This is a genomic window from Sphaerotilus sp. (assembly GCF_031429695.1).
Lineage (GTDB): Bacteria > Pseudomonadota > Gammaproteobacteria > Burkholderiales > Burkholderiaceae_C > Sphaerotilus.
The window spans coordinates 1-19,373 of the sequence record NZ_JANPAB010000056.1; the positions used below are offsets into that span (position 1 = coordinate 1).

At 66.8% G+C, this 19,373-nt stretch carries 19 protein-coding genes, 1 tRNA gene and 3 pseudogenes; 16 read left to right on the forward strand and 7 right to left on the reverse strand.

Annotation, left to right across the window (positions count from 1 at the left end; genetic code table 11):
• Positions 1 to 208: 208 nt before the first annotated feature.
• Positions 209 to 1,405: an amino acid aminotransferase gene (locus RMP06_RS09750; RefSeq protein WP_310461584.1), complete on the reverse strand. Its 1,197-nt coding sequence runs from the start codon at positions 1,403 to 1,405 to the stop codon at positions 209 to 211.
• Positions 1,406 to 1,498: 93 nt separating this feature from the next.
• Here RMP06_RS09750 and uvrB point away from each other — a divergent pair, with 93 nt between their 5' ends.
• The 11 genes from uvrB to RMP06_RS09805 all read left to right on the forward strand — a co-directional run bounded on the left by uvrB (position 1,499) and on the right by RMP06_RS09805 (position 10,457).
• Entirely contained in the window at positions 1,499 to 3,616 is a 2,118-nt protein-coding gene (gene uvrB, locus RMP06_RS09755; protein WP_310461585.1) for an excinuclease ABC subunit UvrB, read from the forward strand.
• Positions 3,613 to 4,104: a low molecular weight protein-tyrosine-phosphatase gene (locus tag RMP06_RS09760; RefSeq protein ID WP_310461586.1), complete on the forward strand. Its 492-nt coding sequence runs from the start codon at positions 3,613 to 3,615 to the stop codon at positions 4,102 to 4,104. The genes uvrB and RMP06_RS09760 overlap by 4 nt, the downstream gene beginning before the upstream one ends.
• Before the next feature lie 98 nt (positions 4,105 to 4,202).
• Positions 4,203 to 4,736 carry a Fe-S cluster assembly transcription factor gene (locus RMP06_RS09765; RefSeq protein WP_310461587.1) on the forward strand — a complete coding sequence of 178 codons (534 nt, stop codon included), beginning with the start codon at positions 4,203 to 4,205 and terminating at the stop codon, positions 4,734 to 4,736.
• Positions 4,737 to 4,801: 65 nt separating this feature from the next.
• Positions 4,802 to 6,022: an IscS subfamily cysteine desulfurase gene (locus RMP06_RS09770; RefSeq protein WP_310461588.1), complete on the forward strand. Its 1,221-nt coding sequence runs from the start codon at positions 4,802 to 4,804 to the stop codon at positions 6,020 to 6,022.
• 44 nt (positions 6,023 to 6,066) lie between these two features.
• Positions 6,067 to 6,471, forward strand: coding sequence for a Fe-S cluster assembly scaffold IscU (gene iscU / locus RMP06_RS09775; RefSeq protein WP_310461589.1), 405 nt, complete (start codon positions 6,067 to 6,069; stop codon positions 6,469 to 6,471).
• An 8-nt stretch (positions 6,472 to 6,479) separates the two neighbouring features.
• Complete coding sequence (gene iscA, locus RMP06_RS09780) at positions 6,480 to 6,803, forward strand: iron-sulfur cluster assembly protein IscA (protein WP_310461590.1); 324 nt, start codon at positions 6,480 to 6,482, stop codon at positions 6,801 to 6,803.
• Between the two features lie 7 nt (positions 6,804 to 6,810).
• Positions 6,811 to 7,329, forward strand: coding sequence for a Fe-S protein assembly co-chaperone HscB (gene hscB, locus RMP06_RS09785; RefSeq protein WP_310461591.1), 519 nt, complete (start codon positions 6,811 to 6,813; stop codon positions 7,327 to 7,329).
• Positions 7,330 to 7,336: 7 nt separating this feature from the next.
• Positions 7,337 to 9,205 carry a Fe-S protein assembly chaperone HscA gene (hscA, locus tag RMP06_RS09790; RefSeq protein ID WP_310461592.1) on the forward strand — a complete coding sequence of 623 codons (1,869 nt, stop codon included), beginning with the start codon at positions 7,337 to 7,339 and terminating at the stop codon, positions 9,203 to 9,205.
• Positions 9,206 to 9,216: 11 nt separating this feature from the next.
• Positions 9,217 to 9,555, forward strand: coding sequence for an ISC system 2Fe-2S type ferredoxin (gene fdx, locus RMP06_RS09795; RefSeq protein ID WP_310461593.1), 339 nt, complete (start codon positions 9,217 to 9,219; stop codon positions 9,553 to 9,555).
• A 23-nt stretch (positions 9,556 to 9,578) separates the two neighbouring features.
• Positions 9,579 to 10,292: a DNA polymerase III subunit epsilon gene (gene dnaQ / locus RMP06_RS09800; RefSeq protein ID WP_310461594.1), complete on the forward strand. Its 714-nt coding sequence runs from the start codon at positions 9,579 to 9,581 to the stop codon at positions 10,290 to 10,292.
• 90 nt (positions 10,293 to 10,382) lie between these two features.
• Positions 10,383 to 10,457: transfer RNA gene (locus tag RMP06_RS09805), tRNA-Val, on the forward strand.
• A 49-nt stretch (positions 10,458 to 10,506) separates the two neighbouring features.
• Here the strand turns inward: RMP06_RS09805 and RMP06_RS09810 are convergent.
• The gene (locus RMP06_RS09810; protein ID WP_310461595.1) at positions 10,507 to 10,818 is read right to left on the reverse strand and encodes an addiction module antidote protein; all 312 of its coding nucleotides are present in this window, start codon (positions 10,816 to 10,818) and stop codon (positions 10,507 to 10,509) included.
• 5 nt (positions 10,819 to 10,823) lie between these two features.
• Positions 10,824 to 11,118 (reverse strand): annotated as a pseudogene (locus RMP06_RS09815) (type II toxin-antitoxin system RelE/ParE family toxin).
• Between the two features lie 29 nt (positions 11,119 to 11,147).
• Here RMP06_RS09815 and RMP06_RS09820 point away from each other — a divergent pair.
• From RMP06_RS09820 to RMP06_RS09840, 5 genes and pseudogenes are all read left to right on the forward strand, one after another.
• Positions 11,148 to 11,279 (forward strand): hypothetical protein, encoded by a 132-nt coding sequence (locus RMP06_RS09820; protein WP_310461633.1) that lies wholly within the window; start codon positions 11,148 to 11,150, stop codon positions 11,277 to 11,279.
• Between the two features lie 199 nt (positions 11,280 to 11,478).
• A pseudogene (locus RMP06_RS09825) lies at positions 11,479 to 11,733 on the forward strand (integrase core domain-containing protein); the annotation flags it as partial.
• A 9-nt stretch (positions 11,734 to 11,742) separates the two neighbouring features.
• A pseudogene (locus RMP06_RS09830) lies at positions 11,743 to 12,409 on the forward strand (DUF3387 domain-containing protein); the annotation flags it as partial.
• Between the two features lie 101 nt (positions 12,410 to 12,510).
• Positions 12,511 to 14,706, forward strand: coding sequence for a catalase/peroxidase HPI (katG, locus tag RMP06_RS09835; RefSeq protein WP_310461596.1), 2,196 nt, complete (start codon positions 12,511 to 12,513; stop codon positions 14,704 to 14,706).
• Between the two features lie 7 nt (positions 14,707 to 14,713).
• Positions 14,714 to 15,910: a YbfB/YjiJ family MFS transporter gene (locus RMP06_RS09840; RefSeq protein WP_310461597.1), complete on the forward strand. Its 1,197-nt coding sequence runs from the start codon at positions 14,714 to 14,716 to the stop codon at positions 15,908 to 15,910.
• On the opposite strand, the gene RMP06_RS09845 is transcribed toward RMP06_RS09840, so the two are convergent.
• From RMP06_RS09845 to xseB, 4 genes are read right to left on the reverse strand one after another with little or no spacing between them, the layout of a single operon-like run.
• Positions 15,891 to 16,202 (reverse strand): hypothetical protein, encoded by a 312-nt coding sequence (locus RMP06_RS09845; protein WP_310461598.1) that lies wholly within the window; start codon positions 16,200 to 16,202, stop codon positions 15,891 to 15,893. The genes RMP06_RS09840 and RMP06_RS09845 overlap by 20 nt on opposite strands.
• A gap of 51 nt (positions 16,203 to 16,253) precedes the next feature.
• Positions 16,254 to 18,191: a 1-deoxy-D-xylulose-5-phosphate synthase gene (dxs, locus tag RMP06_RS09850; RefSeq protein ID WP_310461599.1), complete on the reverse strand. Its 1,938-nt coding sequence runs from the start codon at positions 18,189 to 18,191 to the stop codon at positions 16,254 to 16,256.
• 31 nt (positions 18,192 to 18,222) lie between these two features.
• Complete coding sequence (locus tag RMP06_RS09855; RefSeq protein ID WP_310461600.1) at positions 18,223 to 19,125, reverse strand: polyprenyl synthetase family protein; 903 nt, start codon at positions 19,123 to 19,125, stop codon at positions 18,223 to 18,225.
• Positions 19,122 to 19,364 (reverse strand): exodeoxyribonuclease VII small subunit, encoded by a 243-nt coding sequence (gene xseB, locus RMP06_RS09860; protein WP_310461601.1) that lies wholly within the window; start codon positions 19,362 to 19,364, stop codon positions 19,122 to 19,124. Before xseB ends, RMP06_RS09855 begins: the two co-directional genes overlap by 4 nt.
• Between the last annotated feature and the right edge of the window lie 9 nt (positions 19,365 to 19,373).

The window sequence follows — 19,373 nt, forward strand, 5'->3', positions numbered from 1 at the left end:
CGAACAGGACCGTGAAACGACTCAGCGCCGATGATAGTGCGCACCGCGCGTGTGAAAGTAGGTCATCGTCAGGCTTCTATTAGAAAACCCCTCTGATCCTCATCGGTCAGAGGGGTTTTTGCTTTGGGGAATCGGTTTTGATTTGATTCGGACATGAAAAAAGCGCCCCGAAAGGCGCCCCGTGGTAAACGCGAACAGCGTGCCGACGTTACATCACCTTGACGATCGCGTCGGTGACGTAGCCAATGTTCTTCGTGTTCAGTGCGGCCACGCAGATGCGGCCCGAATCGACACCGTAGACCCCAAAATCGCCGCGCAGACGCACCATTTGCTCCTTGCTCAGACCCGAGTAGCTGAACATGCCCTTCTGGCGCACGATGTAGCTCAGGTCACCCTGCACGCCGGCAGCGGTGAGTTTCTCGACCAGCAGCGTGCGCATTTCCTTGATCCGGACACGCATCGCCGCAAGTTCGTTTTCCCACATCGTGCGCAGAGCCGGCGTGAACAGCACGGTCGCGACGATCTGTGCGCCGTGGATCGGCGGGTTCGAGTAGTTGGTGCGGATGGCGATCTTCAGTTGCGACAGCACGCGGCCCGTTTCTTCCTTGCTCGCGCAGACCACCGACAGCGCGCCGACCCGCTCGCCATACAGCGAGAAGCTCTTGGAGAACGACGTGGACACGAAGAAGTCGAGTCCGGCCGCGACGAACTTGCCGATCACGGCACCGTCTTCCGCGATGCCATCCCCGAAGCCTTGGTAGGCCATGTCGAGGAACGCCACGAGGTTGCGGGCCTTGATCGAGGCGATGACCTGGTCCCATTGCTCGGCGGTGATGTCGTAGCCGGTCGGGTTGTGGCAGCAGGCGTGCAGCAGAATGACCGTGCCGGCCGGGGCTGCGTCGATCGCGGCGAGCATGCCGGCGAAATTGATGCCACGGTTCTCGGCGTCGTAGTACGGATAGGTGCCGACCGGGAATCCCGCGTTGGTGAACAGCGCACGGTGGTTTTCCCAGCTCGGGTCCGAGATCAGCACGGTGGCGTCCGGGTTGACCTTCTTCAGGAAGTCGGCGCCGATCTTCAGGCCACCCGTGCCCCCGATGGCCTGCACGGTGGCAACGCGGCCACTGGTGACGACGGCGCTGTCTGCACCAAAGACCAGACCTTGCACCGCCTTGTCATAGGCGGCGATACCGTCGATGGGCAGGTAGCCGCGGGCCTTCGGTGCTTCGAGCATCTCGCGTTCAGCGGCAATGACGCATTGCAACAGCGGCAGCTTGCCGTTGTCGTCGTAGTAGACGCCGACACCCAGGTTGACCTTTGCGGGGTTGATGTCGGCACCAAACTGTTCGTTCAGACCCAGGATCGGGTCGCGCGGGGCCATTTCGACGGCGGAAAAGAGGGACATGTTCGGGGGTCCGGCAGACGTGTTGTGGAAAGAACAGCCGCCTTCAGGTAGGCTGGGCGGTTGCGCCGATTTTAACGGCGGGTCGGGAAATCCATGAGCCACATTGACCCCATCGAGAGTATTCAACCGACACCCGAGGGGCAGTTCGTGTCGTTTCCGGGCTCGCCTTTCCAGCTTTTCCAGCCGTATCCCCCTGCCGGAGACCAGCCGGCGGCGATCGACCAGCTCGTGGAAGGCATTCAGGATGGTCTGACGTTCCAGACCCTGCTCGGTGTGACCGGCTCGGGCAAGACCTTCACGATGGCCAACGTCATCGCCCGCCTCGGCCGCCCGGCGATCGTCTTCGCGCCGAACAAGACGCTCGCCGCGCAGCTCTACGCCGAGTTCCGCGAGTTCTTTCCGAGGAATGCGGTCGAGTACTTCGTCAGCTACTACGACTACTACCAGCCCGAAGCCTACGTGCCGCAGCGCGACCTGTTCATCGAGAAGGACAGCGCGATCAACGAGCACATCGAGCAGATGCGCCTGTCCGCGACCAAGAGCGTGCTGGAGCGGCGCGACACCATCATCGTCGCCTCGGTCAGCGCCATCTACGGCATCGGCAAGCCCGAGGACTACACGCAGATGCGCTTCATCGTGCGGGTCGGCGACAAGATCGGCCAGCGTGACGTGATCGCGCAACTGATCCGCATGCAGTACACGCGCAACGAAACCGATTTCACCCGCGGCACCTTCCGCGTGCGTGGTGACACGATCGACGTGTTCCCGGCCGAGCACTCGGAGCTGGCGGTGCGGCTGGAGCTGTTCGACGACGAGGTGGAGACGCTGCAACTGTTCGACCCGCTCACCGGCCGGATTCGCCAGAAGGTGCCGCGCTTCACCATCTACCCGGCGAGCCACTACGTCACGCCCCGCGAACGTGTGCTGGAGGCGATGGACGGCATCAAGACCGAGCTGCGCGACCGGCTGGCCGAGTACGTCTCGCAGGGCAAGCTGGTCGAGGCGCAGCGGCTGGAGCAGCGCACCCGGTTCGACCTGGAGATGCTGCAGGAGGTCGGCCACTGCAAGGGCATCGAGAACTACACCCGCCACCTCTCGGGCGCGAAGCCGGGCGACCCACCACCGACGATGGTGGACTACATGCCGCCGGACGCGCTGATGTTCCTGGACGAAAGCCACGTGCTGATCGGCCAGTTCGGCGGCATGTACAACGGCGACCGGGCGCGCAAGTCCACGCTGGTCGAGTACGGCTTTCGCCTGCCGAGCGCGCTGGACAACCGGCCGCTGAAGTTCGAGGAATTCGAGACCAAGATGCGCCAGGCGGTGTTCGTCTCGGCCACGCCCGCCGCCTACGAGAACACCCACGCCGGCCAGGTGGTCGAGCAACTGGTGCGGCCGACCGGGCTGGTCGATCCGCTGGTCGAGGTGCGTCCGGCCACCACGCAGGTCGATGACGTGCTGCAGGAAATCCGCCTGCGCGTCGAGGTGGGCGAGCGGGTGCTGATCACGACGCTGACCAAGCGCATGGCCGAGCAGCTCACCGACTACCTGGGCGAGAACGGCGTGAAGGTGCGCTACCTGCATTCGGACATCGATACGGTGGAGCGGGTCGAGATCCTGCGCGATCTGCGGCTGGGGACGTTCGACGTGCTGGTGGGGATCAACCTGCTGCGCGAAGGGCTCGACATTCCCGAGGTGTCGCTGGTGGCGATTCTGGACGCGGACAAGGAGGGTTTTCTGCGGTCCGAGCGCAGCCTGATCCAGACCATCGGCCGGGCAGCGCGCAACCTCAATGGCCACGCCATCCTCTACGCTGACCGCATCACCGACTCGATGCGCCGCGCCATCGACGAGACCGAGCGCCGCCGCGCCAAGCAGATCGCGCACAACGAGGCGCACGGCATCGTGCCGCGGAGCATCCGCAAGCACGTCAAGGAACTGATCGACGGTGTCTACGGCGAGAAGTCCGGCAAGGACAATCTGCAGGAGCTGGCGCAGTTGCACGCCGCCGCAGAAGTGGAAGTCCTGTCGGAGAAGGACCTTGGACGGCGCATCAAGTTGCTGGAGAAGCAGATGCTCGACCACGCCAAGAACCTCGAATTCGAGAAGGCGGCTCGGCTGCGTGACCAGTTGGCGCTGCTGCGCGAGCAGGCGTTCGGGGCCTCGGGTGGCGATCATATTGCCGTGCTGGTGCCGAAGGCGGCGCGATGAGCGCGGTACAGCGGGTGCTGATGGTCTGTACGGCGAACATCTGTCGTTCACCGACAGCCGAGGCGGTGTTGCGCCACCGGGTCCAGCGGGCTGGGTTGCACGGCCGCATCGTTGTCGACTCTGCGGGGACGCGGGCCTCGCACGAGCAGTCGCACCCGGCTGATCCACGCAGCATCGCGCACGCCGCCCGGCGTGGCTATGACCTGACAGCCTTGCGCTCACGGCCGGTCGTCGAGGCGGATTTCCACCGCTTTGAGCTGATCGTGCCGATGGACCGGACCCACTTCGACCACCTGGTTGCGCAGGCGCCGGCCGATACGATGGCCAAGGTGCAGCTGCTGATGTCCTTCGCGCCCGCTGGATCGGGCGAGGTGGTGCCCGATCCGTATTACGGCAGTGCCCCGGGCTTTGAACATGTTCTCGATCTGGTGGAACTTGCGTGCGATGGCTTGCTCGAATACCTGTACTCCCCTCAGGGTGCCCGCTGACGCCACAGCCGTGACAAGCGACGCACTTCGCTATAATCGAGTAAAACACTCGGGAAAGAGGGCGAGGGTTCGAACGCAAGTTCTAGGAGCTTAAAGCCATGCGATTGACTACCAAAGGACGGTTCGCCGTCACCGCGATGATTGACTTGGCCTTGCGGGAACACAGCGGTCCCGTGGCCTTGGCCGCAATCAGCGCACGTCAGCAGATTTCCCTGTCCTATCTGGAGCAGCTGTTTGGCAAGCTGCGCCGGCACGAGCTGGTCGAGAGCACCCGTGGCCCGGGTGGTGGCTATTCGCTGGGCCGCAAGGCCGAGGACATCACCGTGGCGGACATCATCGTCGCGGTGGACGAGGCCATCGACGCCACCGGCTGCGGTGGCGGCGAGAACTGCATGGGCGAGGACACGGGGCGCTGCATGACGCACGACCTGTGGGCGAGCCTGAACGCCAAGATGCTGGAGCATCTGAACTCGATCTCGCTGAAGAGCCTCGTCGACGACCAGCTCAACCGCGGCGTGTCGGTGGAGGAAGCGCCCATCAAGCGCGCCATCTCCAGCCAGCCCGTGGTCAAGCCGATCAAGATCACGGCCCCCAATTCGGTGTTTGCGCTGGGATCGGCGCTCGCCAAGTAATCACCACAGGTTCCGCAGGCGCGCCGCTCCGGCGGGCGCGCGCTGCGGAACGACCAGGTTTCAACATGGACATGACTCCGCACTTCCCGATCTACATGGACTACGGCGCGACCACCCCGGTCGATCCGCGCGTGGTGGACGCAATGATTCCCTGGCTGCGCGAGCACTTCGGCAACCCGGCTTCGCGTTCGCACGCCTGGGGCTGGGAGGCGGAAGAGGCCGTCGAGAAGGCACGGGTGCAGGTCGCGGGGCTGATCAAGGCCGACCCGCGTGAAATCGTCTGGACCTCGGGCGCCACCGAGTCGAACAACCTCGCCTTGAAGGGCGCTGCGCAGTTCTACAAGACCCGCGGCAAGCACATCATCACGGTGAAGACCGAGCACAAGGCCGTGCTCGACACCGTGCGCGAACTGGAGCGCCAGGGCTTCGAGGCGACCTACCTGGATGTGGAGTCGGACGGCCTGCTGGACCTGGACAAGTTCAAGGCCGCGATCCGCCCGGACACCATCCTCGCGTCGGTGATGTTCGTGAACAACGAGATCGGCGTGATCCAGGACATCCCGGCGATCGGCGCGATCTGCCGCGAACACGGCGTGATCTTCCACGTCGATGCGGCGCAGGCGACGGGCAAGGTCGAGATCGACATGGGCGCGCTGCCGGTGGACCTGATGAGCCTGGCCTCGCACAAGAGCTACGGGCCGAAGGGCATGGGCGCGCTGTATGTGCGCCGCAAGCCGCGCATCCGCATCGAGGCGCAGATGCACGGCGGTGGTCATGAGCGTGGCATGCGTTCGGGCACGCTGCCGGTGCATCAGATCGTTGGCATGGGGCTGGCGTTCGAGATCGCCGGGCAGGAGATGGCGGAGGAAAACACCCGCATCGCCGCGCTGCACAAGCGCCTGCTGGATGGCCTGTCCGACATCGAGCAGGTGTTCGTCAACGGCGACCTGACGCGCCGCGTGCCGCATAACCTCAACATCTCGTTCAACTATGTCGAGGGAGAGTCGCTGATCATGGGCGTCAAGGGGCTGGCGGTGTCGTCCGGCTCGGCCTGCACGTCAGCGAGCCTGGAGCCGAGCTACGTGCTGCGCGCGCTCGGCCGCAGCGATGAACTGGCGCATTCGTCCCTGCGCATGACGATTGGCCGCTTCACCACGGTGGAGGAGATCGATTACGCCGTCGCCACGCTGCGCGACCGTGTGGCCCGGCTGCGCGAGTTGTCGCCGCTGTGGGACATGTACAAGGACGGCATCGACATCAGCGCCATCCAGTGGGCGGCGCATTGAGCGCGCACTGAACGGACACGACACGGGTTCCCAGGAGTACCACCATGGCATACAGCGACAAGGTCATTGACCACTACGAAAATCCCCGCAATGTGGGCGGCTTCGACAAGGGCGACGAGGACGTGGGCACCGGCATGGTCGGCGCGCCGGCCTGCGGCGACGTGATGAAGCTCCAGATCAAGGTCAACCCGGTCACCGGGCTGATCGAGGACGCCAAGTTCAAGACCTACGGCTGCGGCTCGGCCATCGCGTCGTCGTCGCTGGTCACCGAATGGGTGAAGGGCCGCACGCTCGACGAGGCCCTGACGATCAAGAACACCCAGATCGCCCACGAACTGGCGCTGCCCCCGGTCAAGATCCATTGCTCGATCCTGGCCGAGGACGCGATCAAGGCCGCCGTCGACGACTACAAGGCCCGACACGCCCCCGCTGGCGCCACGGTCCAATGAGTGCAGCCATGGCCGTCACGCTGTCCGAATCGGCGGCACGCCATGTGTCGCGCTACATCGCCCGCCGGGGCAAGGGCGTCGGTGTGCGCCTGGGCGTCAAGACGACGGGGTGTTCGGGCCTGGCCTACAAGCTCGAATACGCCGACGAGATCGCCCCCGAGGATGTGGTGTTCGAGGACCGTGGCATCAAGGTGCTGATCGACCCGAAGAGCCTGCCCTACCTCGAAGGCACCGAACTCGACTTCGTGCGCGAAGGGCTGAACGAGGGCTTCAAGTTCCACAACCCGCGCGAGAAAGACCGCTGCGGCTGCGGCGAGTCGTTCCGCGTGTGACGGTGACGTGAAGCTCACCGACTCCGATTTCGACCTGTTCGGCGTGCCGGCGCGGTTTGTGCAGGACCGCGCCTTGCTGGATGTGCGCTGGAAGGCGCTGCAGGCCGAGGTCCATCCCGATCGCTTCGCCGGCGAGGGCGGCACCGCCCAGCGTGTGGCCATGCAGTGGGCGATCCGGGTCAACGAGGCCTACCAGCGCCTGAAGGATCCGCTTAAGCGGGCGGCCTACCTCTGCGAGCTGCACGGTGCGCCGATCGAGGCCGAGAACAACACCGCCATGCCCGGCGCCTTCCTGGTGCAGCAGATGGAGTGGCGCGAAGCCCTGGACGAGGCCCACACGCTCGACGCCGTCGAAGCGCTGGCCGACGATGTCGTCGCCCACGAACGCCGGGCGCAGCAGCAGCTCGCCACCCTGATCGACGAGCGCCAGGACTGGCCGGCCGCGGCCGCGCAGGTCCGTGCGCTCATGTTTGTCGTGCGCTTCGCCGCCGACGTCGACCGGCGCCTCGACGCGCTGGGACAATAGCGCCCCCATGGCCCTCCTCCAGATCTCCGAACCCGGGCAGACGCCCGATCCGCACACCCGCCGCATCGCGGTGGGCATCGACCTGGGCACGACCCATTCGCTGATCGCCGCCGTGCGCCACGGGCTGCCCGAGTGTCTGCCGGACGCACAGGGCCGGGTGATCTTGCCCTCGGCCGTGCGCTACCTGGGCGAGGGTCGGCGCCAGATCGGTGCCGACGCGCTGGCCGCGCAGGCCGACGATCCGCACAACACGCTGGTGTCGGTGAAACGCTTCATGGGCCGGGCGCTGGCCGACATCGCGGACCGCGGGCGGCTGCCGTACCACTTCGTCGACCAGCCGGGCATGGTCGCCATCGAGACCCGTGAAGGTGTGAAATCGCCGGTCGAGGTCTCGGGCGAGATCCTGGCGACGCTGCGCTACCGCGCCGAGGACACGTTCAGCGACGACCTGTTCGGCGCCGTGATCACCGTGCCGGCCTACTTCGACGATGCGCAGCGCCAGGCCACCAAGGACGCCGCGCAGCTCGCCGGCCTGAACGTGCTGCGCTTGCTCAACGAGCCGACCGCCGCGGCCATCGCCTATGGGCTGGACAACGCGATCGAGGGCCTCTACGCCGTGTACGACCTGGGCGGCGGCACCTTCGACATCTCGCTGCTGCGCCTGTCGCGTGGCGTGTTCGAGGTGGTCGCGGTCGGCGGGGATTCCGCGCTCGGCGGCGATGACTACGACATGCGGCTCGCGCAAGTGCTGCTGGAACGCGCTGGCCTGCCGACGCTGGACACGCTGGATGCCCACGACAAGCGCGTCGTGCTGACAGCGGCCCGCGCTGCCAAGGAGGCGTTGTCCAGTGCCGATGAAACCACTGTGCAGGCCACGCTGAACGGCGCTGTCACCCTGACGCAAACCGTGACCCGCGCCGAGTTCGAGGCCGTCACCGACGAGCTGACCCGCCGCACCGTCACGCTGATGAAGCGTGTGTTGCGCGACGCCAAGGTCACGCCGGACGAGGTGCAGGGCACGGTGATGGTGGGCGGTTCGACGCGGATGCCGGTCGTGCGCGCCGCGGTCGCTGCGTTCTGTGGCCGCGAGCCGCTGGTCAACGTGAACCCGGATGAAGTGGTCGCGCTTGGTGCCGCGCTGCAGGCCAACGCGCTGGCGGGCAACGCGGCGGATGGCGAGATGCTGCTGCTTGACGTGACGCCGCTGTCGCTCGGGCTGGAGACGATGGGTGGGCTGGTCGAGCGCGTGATCGAGCGCAATTCGACGCTGCCCACCGCGAAGGCGCAGGAGTTCACCACCTTCAAGGACGGCCAGACCGCGATGGCCATCCATGTCGTGCAGGGCGAGCGCGAACTGGTCAGCGACTGCCGCTCGCTGGCGCGCTTCGAGCTGCGCGGCATTCCCCCGATGGTCGCTGGCGCTGCACGCATCCGAGTCACCTTCCAGGTCGATGCCGATGGGCTGCTGTCGGTGAGCGCCCGCGAGCAGGGCTGCGGCGTGGAGGCCTCCATCGTCGTCAAGCCGAGCTATGGCCTGAGCGACGACCAAGTGGCGAACATGCTGCGTGAGAGCTTCACCGAGGCTGAGGGCGACATGCACCGCCGCAAGCTGACCGAAGCCCGGGTCGAGGCCGAGCGCATGATCCTGGCGACGAGCGCGGCGCTGCAGGCCGATGGCGATCTGCTCGACGAGGACGAGCGCACGCGGATCGACCTTCTGCTGACCGCGCTGGCTGACACCGCCCGCGGCGACTACGCCGACGCCACCGAAGCCGCCACCAAGGCGCTGGCCGATGGCACCGAGAACTTCGCCGCGCTGCGCATGAACCGCGGCATCCAGCAGGCCCTGACCGGCCGCCGCCTCGACGACGTTTGACGACCCCGACCATGCCCATCATCAAGATCCTGCCCCACCAAGAACTCTGTCCACAGGGCGTGTCGATCACCGTCGCGCCTGGCACCTCGGTCTGCGAGGCGCTGCTGGAAAACGGCATCGCCATCGAGCACGCCTGCGACATGAGCGCGGCCTGCACCACCTGCCACGTCGTCGTGCGCCAAGGTTTCGCGTCGCTCAACGAGATGGACGAGACCGAGGAAGACCTGCTCGACCGCGCCTGGGGGCTGGAGCCGGACTCGCGCCTGAGCTGTCAGGCGATCGTGGCGCAGAAGGATCTGGTCATCGAGATCCCGAAGTACACGATCAACCACGCCCGCGAGAACCACTGAGCCTTCACCGGCCACCGCCTGCCATGCGCCAGATCTTCCTCGACACCGAAACCACCGGCCTGAACCCCGAGACGGGCGACCGCATCGTCGAGATCGGCTGCATCGAGATGGTGAGCCGGCGCCTCACTGGGCGCCATCTGCACCTGTATCTCAACCCCGAGCGCCCTGGCAGTGCAGAGGCGACCCGCATCCACGGCCTGACCGACGAATTCCTGGCCGACAAGCCGAAGTTCCGCGAAGTGGCGGCGGAGTTCGTCGAGTTCGTGCGCGGGGCCGAGGTCATCATCCACAACGCGGCCTTCGACGTGGGTTTCCTGAACGCCGAGTTGCGCCGGGTGAAGCAGCCCAAGGTGGCCGATCTGGTTGGGGGCATCGTCGACTCGCTGGTGATGGCGCGCGAGCAGTACCCCGGCAAGGCGAACTCGCTGAACGCGCTGTGCCGCCGCCTGGAGGTGGACAACACCAACCGGACCTTCCACGGCGCGCTGCTGGATGCGGGCCTGCTGGCCGAGGTCTACATCCGCATGACCCGCGGACAGAACGCGCTGGTCATCGACGCCGACGACGGGCAGGAAGAGGGCGGTTCGGACGAAGCCGACCTGAACATCGACCTGTCGGCTTTCAGCGTGACCGTGCTCCGCGCCAGCGATCAGGAAGTCGCTGCCCATGCGGGTGTGCTGGCCGATCTGGACAAGGCGAGCGGCGGCAAGACGGTCTGGCGCACGATTTCTGCCTGAAACCCTTGCGCACCTCTTTTTCTCCGTGGCATAATTTCGTTCTTGCTGCAGCGCACTGAACAAGTCAATGCAGCGACCCGAACCAGTTTCGGGCGGTTAGCTCAGCGGTAGAGCACTGCCTTCACACGGCAGGGGTCGCAAGTTCGAAACTTGCACCGCCCACCAGAACCAGCCTCGCAAGTCATTGATTTGCGAGGCTTTTTCTCGCCTGATTTCAGCCTGTCACTGGCACCGGGTCCGCCTGCTGCAGCGTCCACTTGAATCCCATTGCCCGGCTGACCTTGAGCACGGTGGCGAAGCTCGGGTTGCCTTCACCGGACAAGGCCTTGTACAGCCCCTCGCGGGTCAGACCAGTGTCCCGGGCAAGCTGGGACATGTTGCGGGCACGGGCCACGATGCCCAGCGCATGCACAATGAACGCGGGATCGTCGCCACCTTCCTCCATCACGGCGGTCATGTAGGCGGCGATGTCCTCTTCGGTCTTGAGGTACTCGGACGAATCCCAGGAAGTGGTTTGAACGGTCATGTGGGTCACTCCAATTGCCCGGCCATCGCCAGGGCGGCTTCAATGTCCTGCTGCTGCTTACTCTTGTCTCCGCCACACAGCAGAATGACCAGCAGGGATCCGCGCTGTGCAAAGTAGACCCGGTATCCCGGCCCCACATCGATCTTCATCTCCGACACGCCGCCAGTGAGTACCCGGTGCTGTCCGGGGTTGCCGCAGGCCAGGCGGTCGATGCGGGCCTGCACCCGCCATGCGGACCATGCGATCGCGTAGCCCGGTGAACCAGGATTCGAATGCATTTGTCTTGCGAATTTCGACCATGTGTTAACTATAGTCAACAGTTTTGACGCATGTCAACCGTGGGTTCGTTCCGTTTGCCATGCAAAATCCCGCGCACCATGCTCGATGACCTCAAGAAAACCCTCTGGGCGACCGCCGACAAGCTGCGCGCCAACATGGACGCGGCGGAGTACAAGCACTGACCTTGCCCCCAGAAACCGTCGCCCATGCTGAGTGATGAAATGTCAGCAAGGAGAACGGAGATGACGAAGCCGAAGGCTGCGCCGAGGGCGCGCTACACGCTGGAGTTCAAGCAGGAGGCGGTGCGCCTGGTCGAGTGCGGCCAGAGCATTGCGGCAGCGGCCCCGTCACCTCAGCGACGAGGCGCTGCTGTGCACCGAGTACGGCATCACCGCCTCGATGAGCCGGCGCGGCAGCTGCTGGGACAACGCCTGCAGCGAGACCTTGTTCGGTTCACTGAAGGTGGAGCGGCTGCATGGGCAACGCTTCAAGAGCAGGCGCCAGGCCAAGGATGAAGTCGTGGCCTGGATGCTCTGGTACAAGCGAACGCGACTGCACTCGACGCTGGCCTATGTCAGCCCGATGCGGTTTGAAGAAGACTGGCTCGCCGCACAACCCCGGCAGGCCAGCGCGTAGTCAGGCTATGGGATACGCAATCCAGGGGCAAGGTCACTGGCGGGCGCGGCGAACCATGTGCTCGGCCTGAAGGACGGCAAGAAGCGTTTCGCCGACACCGCGCTGGCGATGGGCCATGCGTTCACGCTGTGCTGCACGCTGGACGAGGCCAAGGCGGTGCGCGAGGAGGTGGCGTTTTTCCAGGGCGTGAAGGTGCTGCTGACCAAGCGCGAGACCAGCGCCCGGAAGCAGACCGACGAGGCCCGCGAACTGGCGATCCACCAGATCATCAGCTCGGCGGTGGTGTCCGACCAGGTGGTCGATATCTTCGACGCCGTGGGGCTGGACAACCCGGACATCGGCATCCTCGACGACGCCTTCCTGGCCGATGTGGTCAAGTGTTACCAGAACCGCTCGATCGAGGCCGCGCAGGTGATGGGCGAGCTGGTCGAGATGGCGAAGCAGTTCCGCATCGCCGCCGGGCGCGGGGAGCAGCTCGGGCTGAGCGAGGACGAGGTGCGCTTCTACGACGCGCTGGCGAACAACGAATCCGAGCGTGCGGGCCAAGCTGCGGCTGATGGTCAAGCGCATCCTGCGCAAGTACAAGTACCCGCCGGACCAGCAGGACACCGCCGTGGAGCTGGTGCTGCAGCAGGCACAGGCGCTGGCCGAGGACATGGCAGAGGCCTTGAACTAGCGATTTCCCTATTGCCAGTATTGCAATCATCAACTGGATCAATGGAACCCCCCGGCCTACAGTAATCCTACCAACCTGACTGCAACCCGAAGGAGAGTTCCATGGCCGCTGACTCTGCATCCAAGTGCCCGTTCCACGCGCAGCAGCAAGTGACCGCCGCCGCACCGTCCAACGCCGGCTGGTGGCCCCAGCAGCTCAAGCTCCAGCTTCTGCACCAGCACACCCCGCAGGCCGACCCCCTCGGCGCGGACTTCGACTACGCTGACGCCTTCCAGCAACTGGACCTGGACGCCGTCGTGCAGGATCTGCACGCCCTGATGACCGATTCGCAGGACTGGTGGCCCGCCGACTTTGGCCACTACGGCCCGCTGTTCGTGCGCATGGCCTGGCACAGCGCCGGCACCTACCGCACGCAGGATGGCCGCGGTGGCGCCGGCACGGGCAACCAGCGGTTTGCGCCGCTGAACAGCTGGCCGGACAACGTCAACCTCGACAAGGCACGCCGGCTGCTCTGGCCGATCAAGCAGAAGTACGGCCGCCAGATTTCGTGGGCTGATCTGATGGTCCTGGCCGGCAACGTGGCGCTGGAGTCGATGGGCTTCAAGACCTTCGGTTTTGCCGGTGGGCGCGAGGACATCTGGGCGCCGGAAGAGGATGTCTACTGGGGCGCCGAGAAAACGTGGCTCGATGACCAGCGCCACACCGGCGACCGTGATCTGGAGAACCCGCTCGCCGCCGTGCAGATGGGCCTGATCTACGTGAACCCTGAAGGCCCGAACGGCCACCCCGACCCGCTGGCCGCCGCGCGCGACATCCGCGAAACCTTCGCCCGCATGGCGATGGACGACGAGGAAACGGTGGCGCTCATCGCCGGCGGCCACACCTTCGGCAAGACCCACGGCGCGGGTGGCACGCAGCACGTCGGCCCCGAGCCGGAAGCGGCCGGCATCGCAGCGCAGGGTTTCGGCTGGGCCAGCAGCTTCGGCAGCGGCAAGGGCGGCCACACGATCAGCAGCGGCCTGGAAGTCACCTGGACCACGACGCCCACCCGCTGGAGCAGCAACTTCTTCGAGAACCTGTTCGGCTTCGAGTGGGAGCTGACGAAGAGCCCCGCCGGCGCGCACCAGTGGACGCCGAAGCAGGGCGCGGGCGCCGGCACCGTGCCGGATGCACACGATCCGTCCAAGCGCCACGCCCCCGCCATGCTGACCACCGACCTGTCGCTGCGCTTCGACCCGGCCTACGAGGTGATCTCGCGGCGCTTCCTCGCGCACCCGGACCAGTTCGCGGACGCCTTCGCCCGGGCGTGGTTCAAGCTGACGCACCGCGACATGGGGCCGGTGTCGCGCTACCTCGGCCCGCTGGTGCCCAAGGAAGCACTGCTGTGGCAAGACCCGGTGCCCGCCGTGGACCACGCGCTGATCGACGCGCAGGACATCGCCGCATTGAAGGCGCAGGTGCTGGCCAGCGGGCTGACCACGGCGCAACTGGTCACGACGGCCTGGGCGTCGGAGGCCACCTTCCGTGGCAGCGACAAGCGCGGCGGCGCCAACGGAGCGCGCATCCGCCTGGTGCCGCAGAAGGACTGGGCCGTCAACCAGCCGGCCGAGCTGGCGCAGGTGTTGCAGGCACTGGAGGCGGTGCAGGCCGCTTTCAACGGTGCGCAGACCGGGGGCAAGCGCGTCTCGCTGGCCGACCTGATCGTGCTGGGCGGCTGTGCGGCGGTCGAGGCAGCGGCGAAGCAGGCGGGCCACGAGGTGACCGTGCCCTTCGCACCGGGCCGCACCGACGCCACGCAGGCGCAGACCGATGTGGACGCCTTCGCCGTGCTGGAGCCGCTCGCCGACGGTTTCCGCAACTACGCCCGACCGGGGCTGGAGGATTCGGCGGCTGAGCTGCTGATCGACAAGGCGCAACTGCTGACCCTGAGCGCCCCGGAGATGACGGTGCTGATCGGTGGCCTGCGTGTCCTGGGCGCCAACGCTGACCACAGCGCGCATGGCGTGTTCACCCAGCGCCCCGGCACGCTGACGAACGACTTCTTCGTCCACCTGCTCGACATGGGCACGCAGTGGCAACCGTCGGCCACGGACGCGGGTGTGCTGGAAGGACGCGACCGGGCCACGGGAGCGCCACGGTGGACGGGCACGGTGGTCGATCTGGTCTTCGGCTCGAACGCCCAGCTCCGCGCCATCGCCGAGGTCTACGCCAGCCGCGATGCACAAGCGTCGTTTGTGCGGGACTTCGTGGCCGCCTGGCGCAAGGTGATGGAGCTGGACCGCTTCGATCTGAAATGATGGGGGCATGACCTCCCGCGCCAACAACGCCCACCCCCACGACGCCGCCCGCCTGCGGGTACTGATGGCGGGCCTGTCCAGCCTGATCCTGGTGCTGGGCATCGCCCGCTTCGCCTACACGCCGCTGCTGCCGCTGATGCAGCAGCAGGCCGGGCTGGGGGTGGCCGAAGCGGGCTGGCTCGCCGCGGTGAACTACGCCGGGTACCTGAGCGGGGCGGTCCTGGCCGCGTCGATCAGCGATCTGGTGCTGAAGGACCGGCTCTACCGGGCGGGCATGGTGCTGGCGGTGCTGTCCACCGCGGTGATGGCGCTGAGCAGCGACTGGCGTGTCTGGGCGCTGTCACGTTTTCTGGCGGGGCTGAGCAGTGCGGCCGGCATGCTGCTGGGCACCGGGCTGATCCTGAACTGGCTGATCCGCCACCAGTACCGCAGCGAACTCGGGCTGCATTTTTCGGGCATCGGGATCGGCATGGCGGGCTGTGCGGCGGCGGTGCTGGCGATGACCGCCGTGCCGTTCGACTGGCAGCAGCAGTGGTGGGCGTTCAGCGCCATCGCGGTGCTGCTGGTGGTGCCGGCACTGCGCTGGTTGCCTCCGCCGGACACCAGCGGGTTGACGGTCGGCGGTCAGGCGATGACCGACCAGCCGCCGAGTCCGCTGTTCCTGCGCGTGTTCATGGCGGCGTATTTCTGTGCCGGCATTGGCTTCGTTGTCAGCGTGACCTTCATCGTCGCCATCGTCGATCGGCTGCCCGGATTGCAGGGCAGCGGCGCCTGGGTGTTTCTGGTGATGGGACTGACGGCCGCGCCTGCGGTGATCGTCTGGGACCGCATCGCGCGCCGGCTGGGCGACATCGACGCGCTGATCCTGTGCAGCGCGTTGCACATCGTCGGCATCGTGCTGCCGATTGGCGGGACGCTGGCGGCGGCCATGGCGGGGGCTGTGCTGTTCGGTGCCACCGTCATCGGACTGGTGAGTCTGGTGCTGACGATGGCGGGGCGCTATTACCCGACCCGCCCGGCCAAGATGATGGGCCGGATGACACTGACCTATGGCTGCGCCCAGATCCTCGGCCCGGCTGCGACCGGTTGGCTGGCGGCGCGCAGTGGCGGCAGTTACGTCGCCGGGCTGTCGATGGCCGCGGTGGTGATGGTGGTCGGGTTGCTGCTGCTGTGCGCGCTGCGGGTCATCGCACGGCGCGCGTGATCTCGCGGGCCTGCACCTCGACCACGTCGTCGCCGGACGTCGGGCGCTGGGCGCTGCCCTGACCGGGGCGGGCGCCAAAGCCCGCGGACCAGCCGGCGCGGTTGCGCTGGAAGCGCAGGATGTCCTGCAGGGTCGGGCGCCGGCCACGCAGCAGGCACCACAGCGTATAGGCACCCGCCACCACGATACCCGCGAACAGCAGGCTCAGGAAAAAGACCGCGCCCGCCGCGAGGATCGTCAGGCGCACCATCAGGCGGAGCAGGCCGCCAAGACCGTCAGTGAGGACATGCATGGGCGTTTCGATCCGGTTGGGGCTGAACAGTTCCGCGTGAAAAGACGGTCTTCAGGCGTTGGCCACCGGGCGCAGCAGCCCGATCTGGCCGTAGCGCTGTTGCACCGAGGCTTCGATGCCCGCGGCGTCCAGGCCGCACTGCGCCAGCAGGAAGGCCGGATCGCCGTGTTCGATGAAGCGGTCGGGCAGGCCCAGGTGCAGCATCGGCACGGTGATGCCGGCGGCGTTGAGGTGTTCGGCCACGGCCGAGCCGGCGCCGCCCATGGTGCAACCTTCCTCGATCGTCACCAGGGCGTCATGGGTGCGTGCCAGCTCTTCGACCAGCGCACCGTCCAGCGGCTTGACGAAGCGCATGTTGGCGACAGTGGCGTCGAGCTTCTCCGCCGCGGCCAGCGCCGGGTAGAGCATGGTGCCGAAGGCGAGGATGGCGACGCGCTTGCTGCCCGGCCGGCCGGCGACGAGGCTGGATTCGCGGCGAATCTCGCCACGGCCCCAGGGCAGCGTGTCGAAGCTGTTGCCCGTGGCGGCGACCGTGCCGACGCCGCTGCCGCGCGGGTAGCGCACGGCAACCGGGCCGTCATGGCCGAAGGCCGTCGTCAGCGCCATGCGCGTTTCGGCCTCGTCGGCGGGGGTCAGCATCGCCATGTTCGGGATGCAGCGCACGAAGGCGATGTCATACGCACCGGCGTGGGTTGCGCCATCGGCCCCCACCAGCCCGGCGCGGTCCAGCGCGAAGACCATCGGCAGGTTCTGCAGCGCCACGTCGTGGATCAACTGGTCGTAGGCGCGTTGCAGGAAGGTCGAGTAGATGGCGACCACCGGCCGCGTGCCTTCGCAGGCCATGCCGGCGGCGAAGGTGACGGCGTGCTGCTCGGCGATGCCGACGTCGAAATAGCGGTCCGGGAAACGCTTGTGGAACTCGACCATGCCCGAGCCTTCGCGCATGGCCGGCGTGATGGCGACGAGCTTCGAGTCGGCCGCAGCCATGTCGCACAGCCACTGGCCGAAGACCTGCGTGAAGGTCGGCTTGGGCGGCGTGGTGGGCTTCACCAGGCCGATGGCGGGGTCGAACTTGCCGGGGCCGTGGTAGGCGATGGGGTCGGCTTCGGCGAGCTTGTAGCCGTAGCCTTTCTTCGTGACGACGTGCAGGAACTGCGCGCCCTTGCGGTCGCGCAGGTTCTCCAGCGTCGGGATCAGGGCGTCGAGGTCGTGGCCATCGATCGGGCCGACGTAGTTGAAGCCGAATTCCTCGAAGATCGTGCCGGGCACGACCATGCCCTTGGCGTGTTCCTCGAAGCGGCGGGCCAGCTCCAGCAGCTGCGGCGTGTTCTTCAGCACCTGCTTGGCGCCTTCACGGGCCGAGGCGTAGAACTTGCCGCTCATCAACCGGGCGAGGTACTTGTTCAAGGCGCCGACCGGCGGGCTGATCGACATGTCGTTGTCGTTGAGCACCACCAGCAGGTTCGGCTCCTGCCCGGCGTGGGGCATGCCGCCGTTGTTCAGCGCCTCGAAGGCCATGCCGGCGGTCATCGCACCGTCGCCGATGATGGCGACGCAGTGGCGGTGTTTGCCTTGGATCTGCGAGCCCATGGCCATGCCGAGCGCGGCGGAGATCGAGGTGGACGAGTGCGCCGTGCCGAAAGTGTCGTACTCGCTCTCGTCGCGGCGCGGGAAGCCCGACAGGCCACCGTACTGGCGCAGGGTCGGCATGCGGTCGCGCCGGCCAGTGAGGATCTTGTGCGGGTAGGTCTGGTGGCCCACGTCCCACACCAGGCGGTCGTCGGGCGTGTTGAACACATGGTGCAGCGCGATCGTCAGCTCGACCGTGCCGAGGTTGGACGACAGGTGGCCACCGGTGCGCGAGACGCTCTTGAGCAGGTGGTCGCGCAGTTCGGTGGCTAGCTGCTTCAGCTCCGGACGCGAGAGCCGGCGCACGTCGGCCGGGGTCTGGATGCGGTTCAGCAGCGGATGGGCGTTCTGGGCGTTCATCGCGGGGGGTCCGTCTGTGTGCGTTCGCGGCTCAGGAGTCGCGATCGAGGATGCGGTCGGCCAGGGTGGCCAAGGCATGGACGTCACCCAGGCCGGAAGCGGACAGGGCGGACAGGGCGCGGGCGTGCAAGGTGGCGGCGCGTTCGCGCGCACCGTCGAGCCCGAGCAGCGAAACGTAGGTGGGCTTGTTCTGGTCGGCGTCCTTGCCGGCGGTCTTGCCGAGCACGTTGGAGTCCTGGGTCACGTCCAGGATGTCGTCCACCACCTGGAAGGCCACGCCGAGCGCGGCGCCGAAGTCGGACAGCGCCTCCCAGGCAGCGGCCGATGGCGAGCCACAGGCGGCACCCATCAGCACGCTGTTCTGCAGCAGGGCGCCAGTCTTGCGGCCGTGCATGTCGAGCAGTTCGGTTTCGGTCAGCGGTTTGCCGACACTGGCCAGGTCGATCGCCTGACCGCCGGCCATGCCCTCGACGCCGGAGGCACGTGCCAGCAGGCGGCACAGGCGAGCCTGCAGCGCGTCGGGCACCACATCGCCATCGGTGGTAGGTGGCGGGGTGAGTACCTCGAAGGCCAGCGCCTGCATGGCGTCGCCGGCCAGCATCGCGCGGGCTTCGCCGAACTGCACGTGCACGGTCGGCTTGCCACGGCGCAGCACGTCGTTGTCCATGCAGGGCATGTCGTCGTGGATCAGCGAGTAGGCGTGGATCAGCTCGACCGCACAGGCCGCGCGCATCGCCGCCTCGGCGTGGCCATCGACGGCCTGCGTCGCGGCCAGCACCAGCAGCGGGCGCAGGCGCTTGCCGCCATCGAGCACGCCGTAGCGCATCGCGAGGCCGAGTTCGGCGGGGGCATCGGCGCGGACATGGCTGCAAAGCGCGGCCTCGACCGCGTCGAGCTGCGATCGCATCCAGGCATCGAAGGCAGTGCGCTTCATGAGGGATCGTTCCAGGGTTGGAGCTGCCCGCCGTCCAGCACCTTGACCTGCTGCTCCACCGCGTCGAGGCGGCTGCGGCAGTAGGCCAGCAGCTCGGCACCTCGGCGGTACCCGTCCAGTAACGCATCAAGCGGAAGCTGTGCAGATTCGAGCGCCTGCACGAGGCGGTCAAGTTCGGCCAGCGCACTCTCGTAGCTGGCCGGCTCGCGGGAAGGGGTGTCGGAGGCGCTCTGGGGCATGGCGTCGGG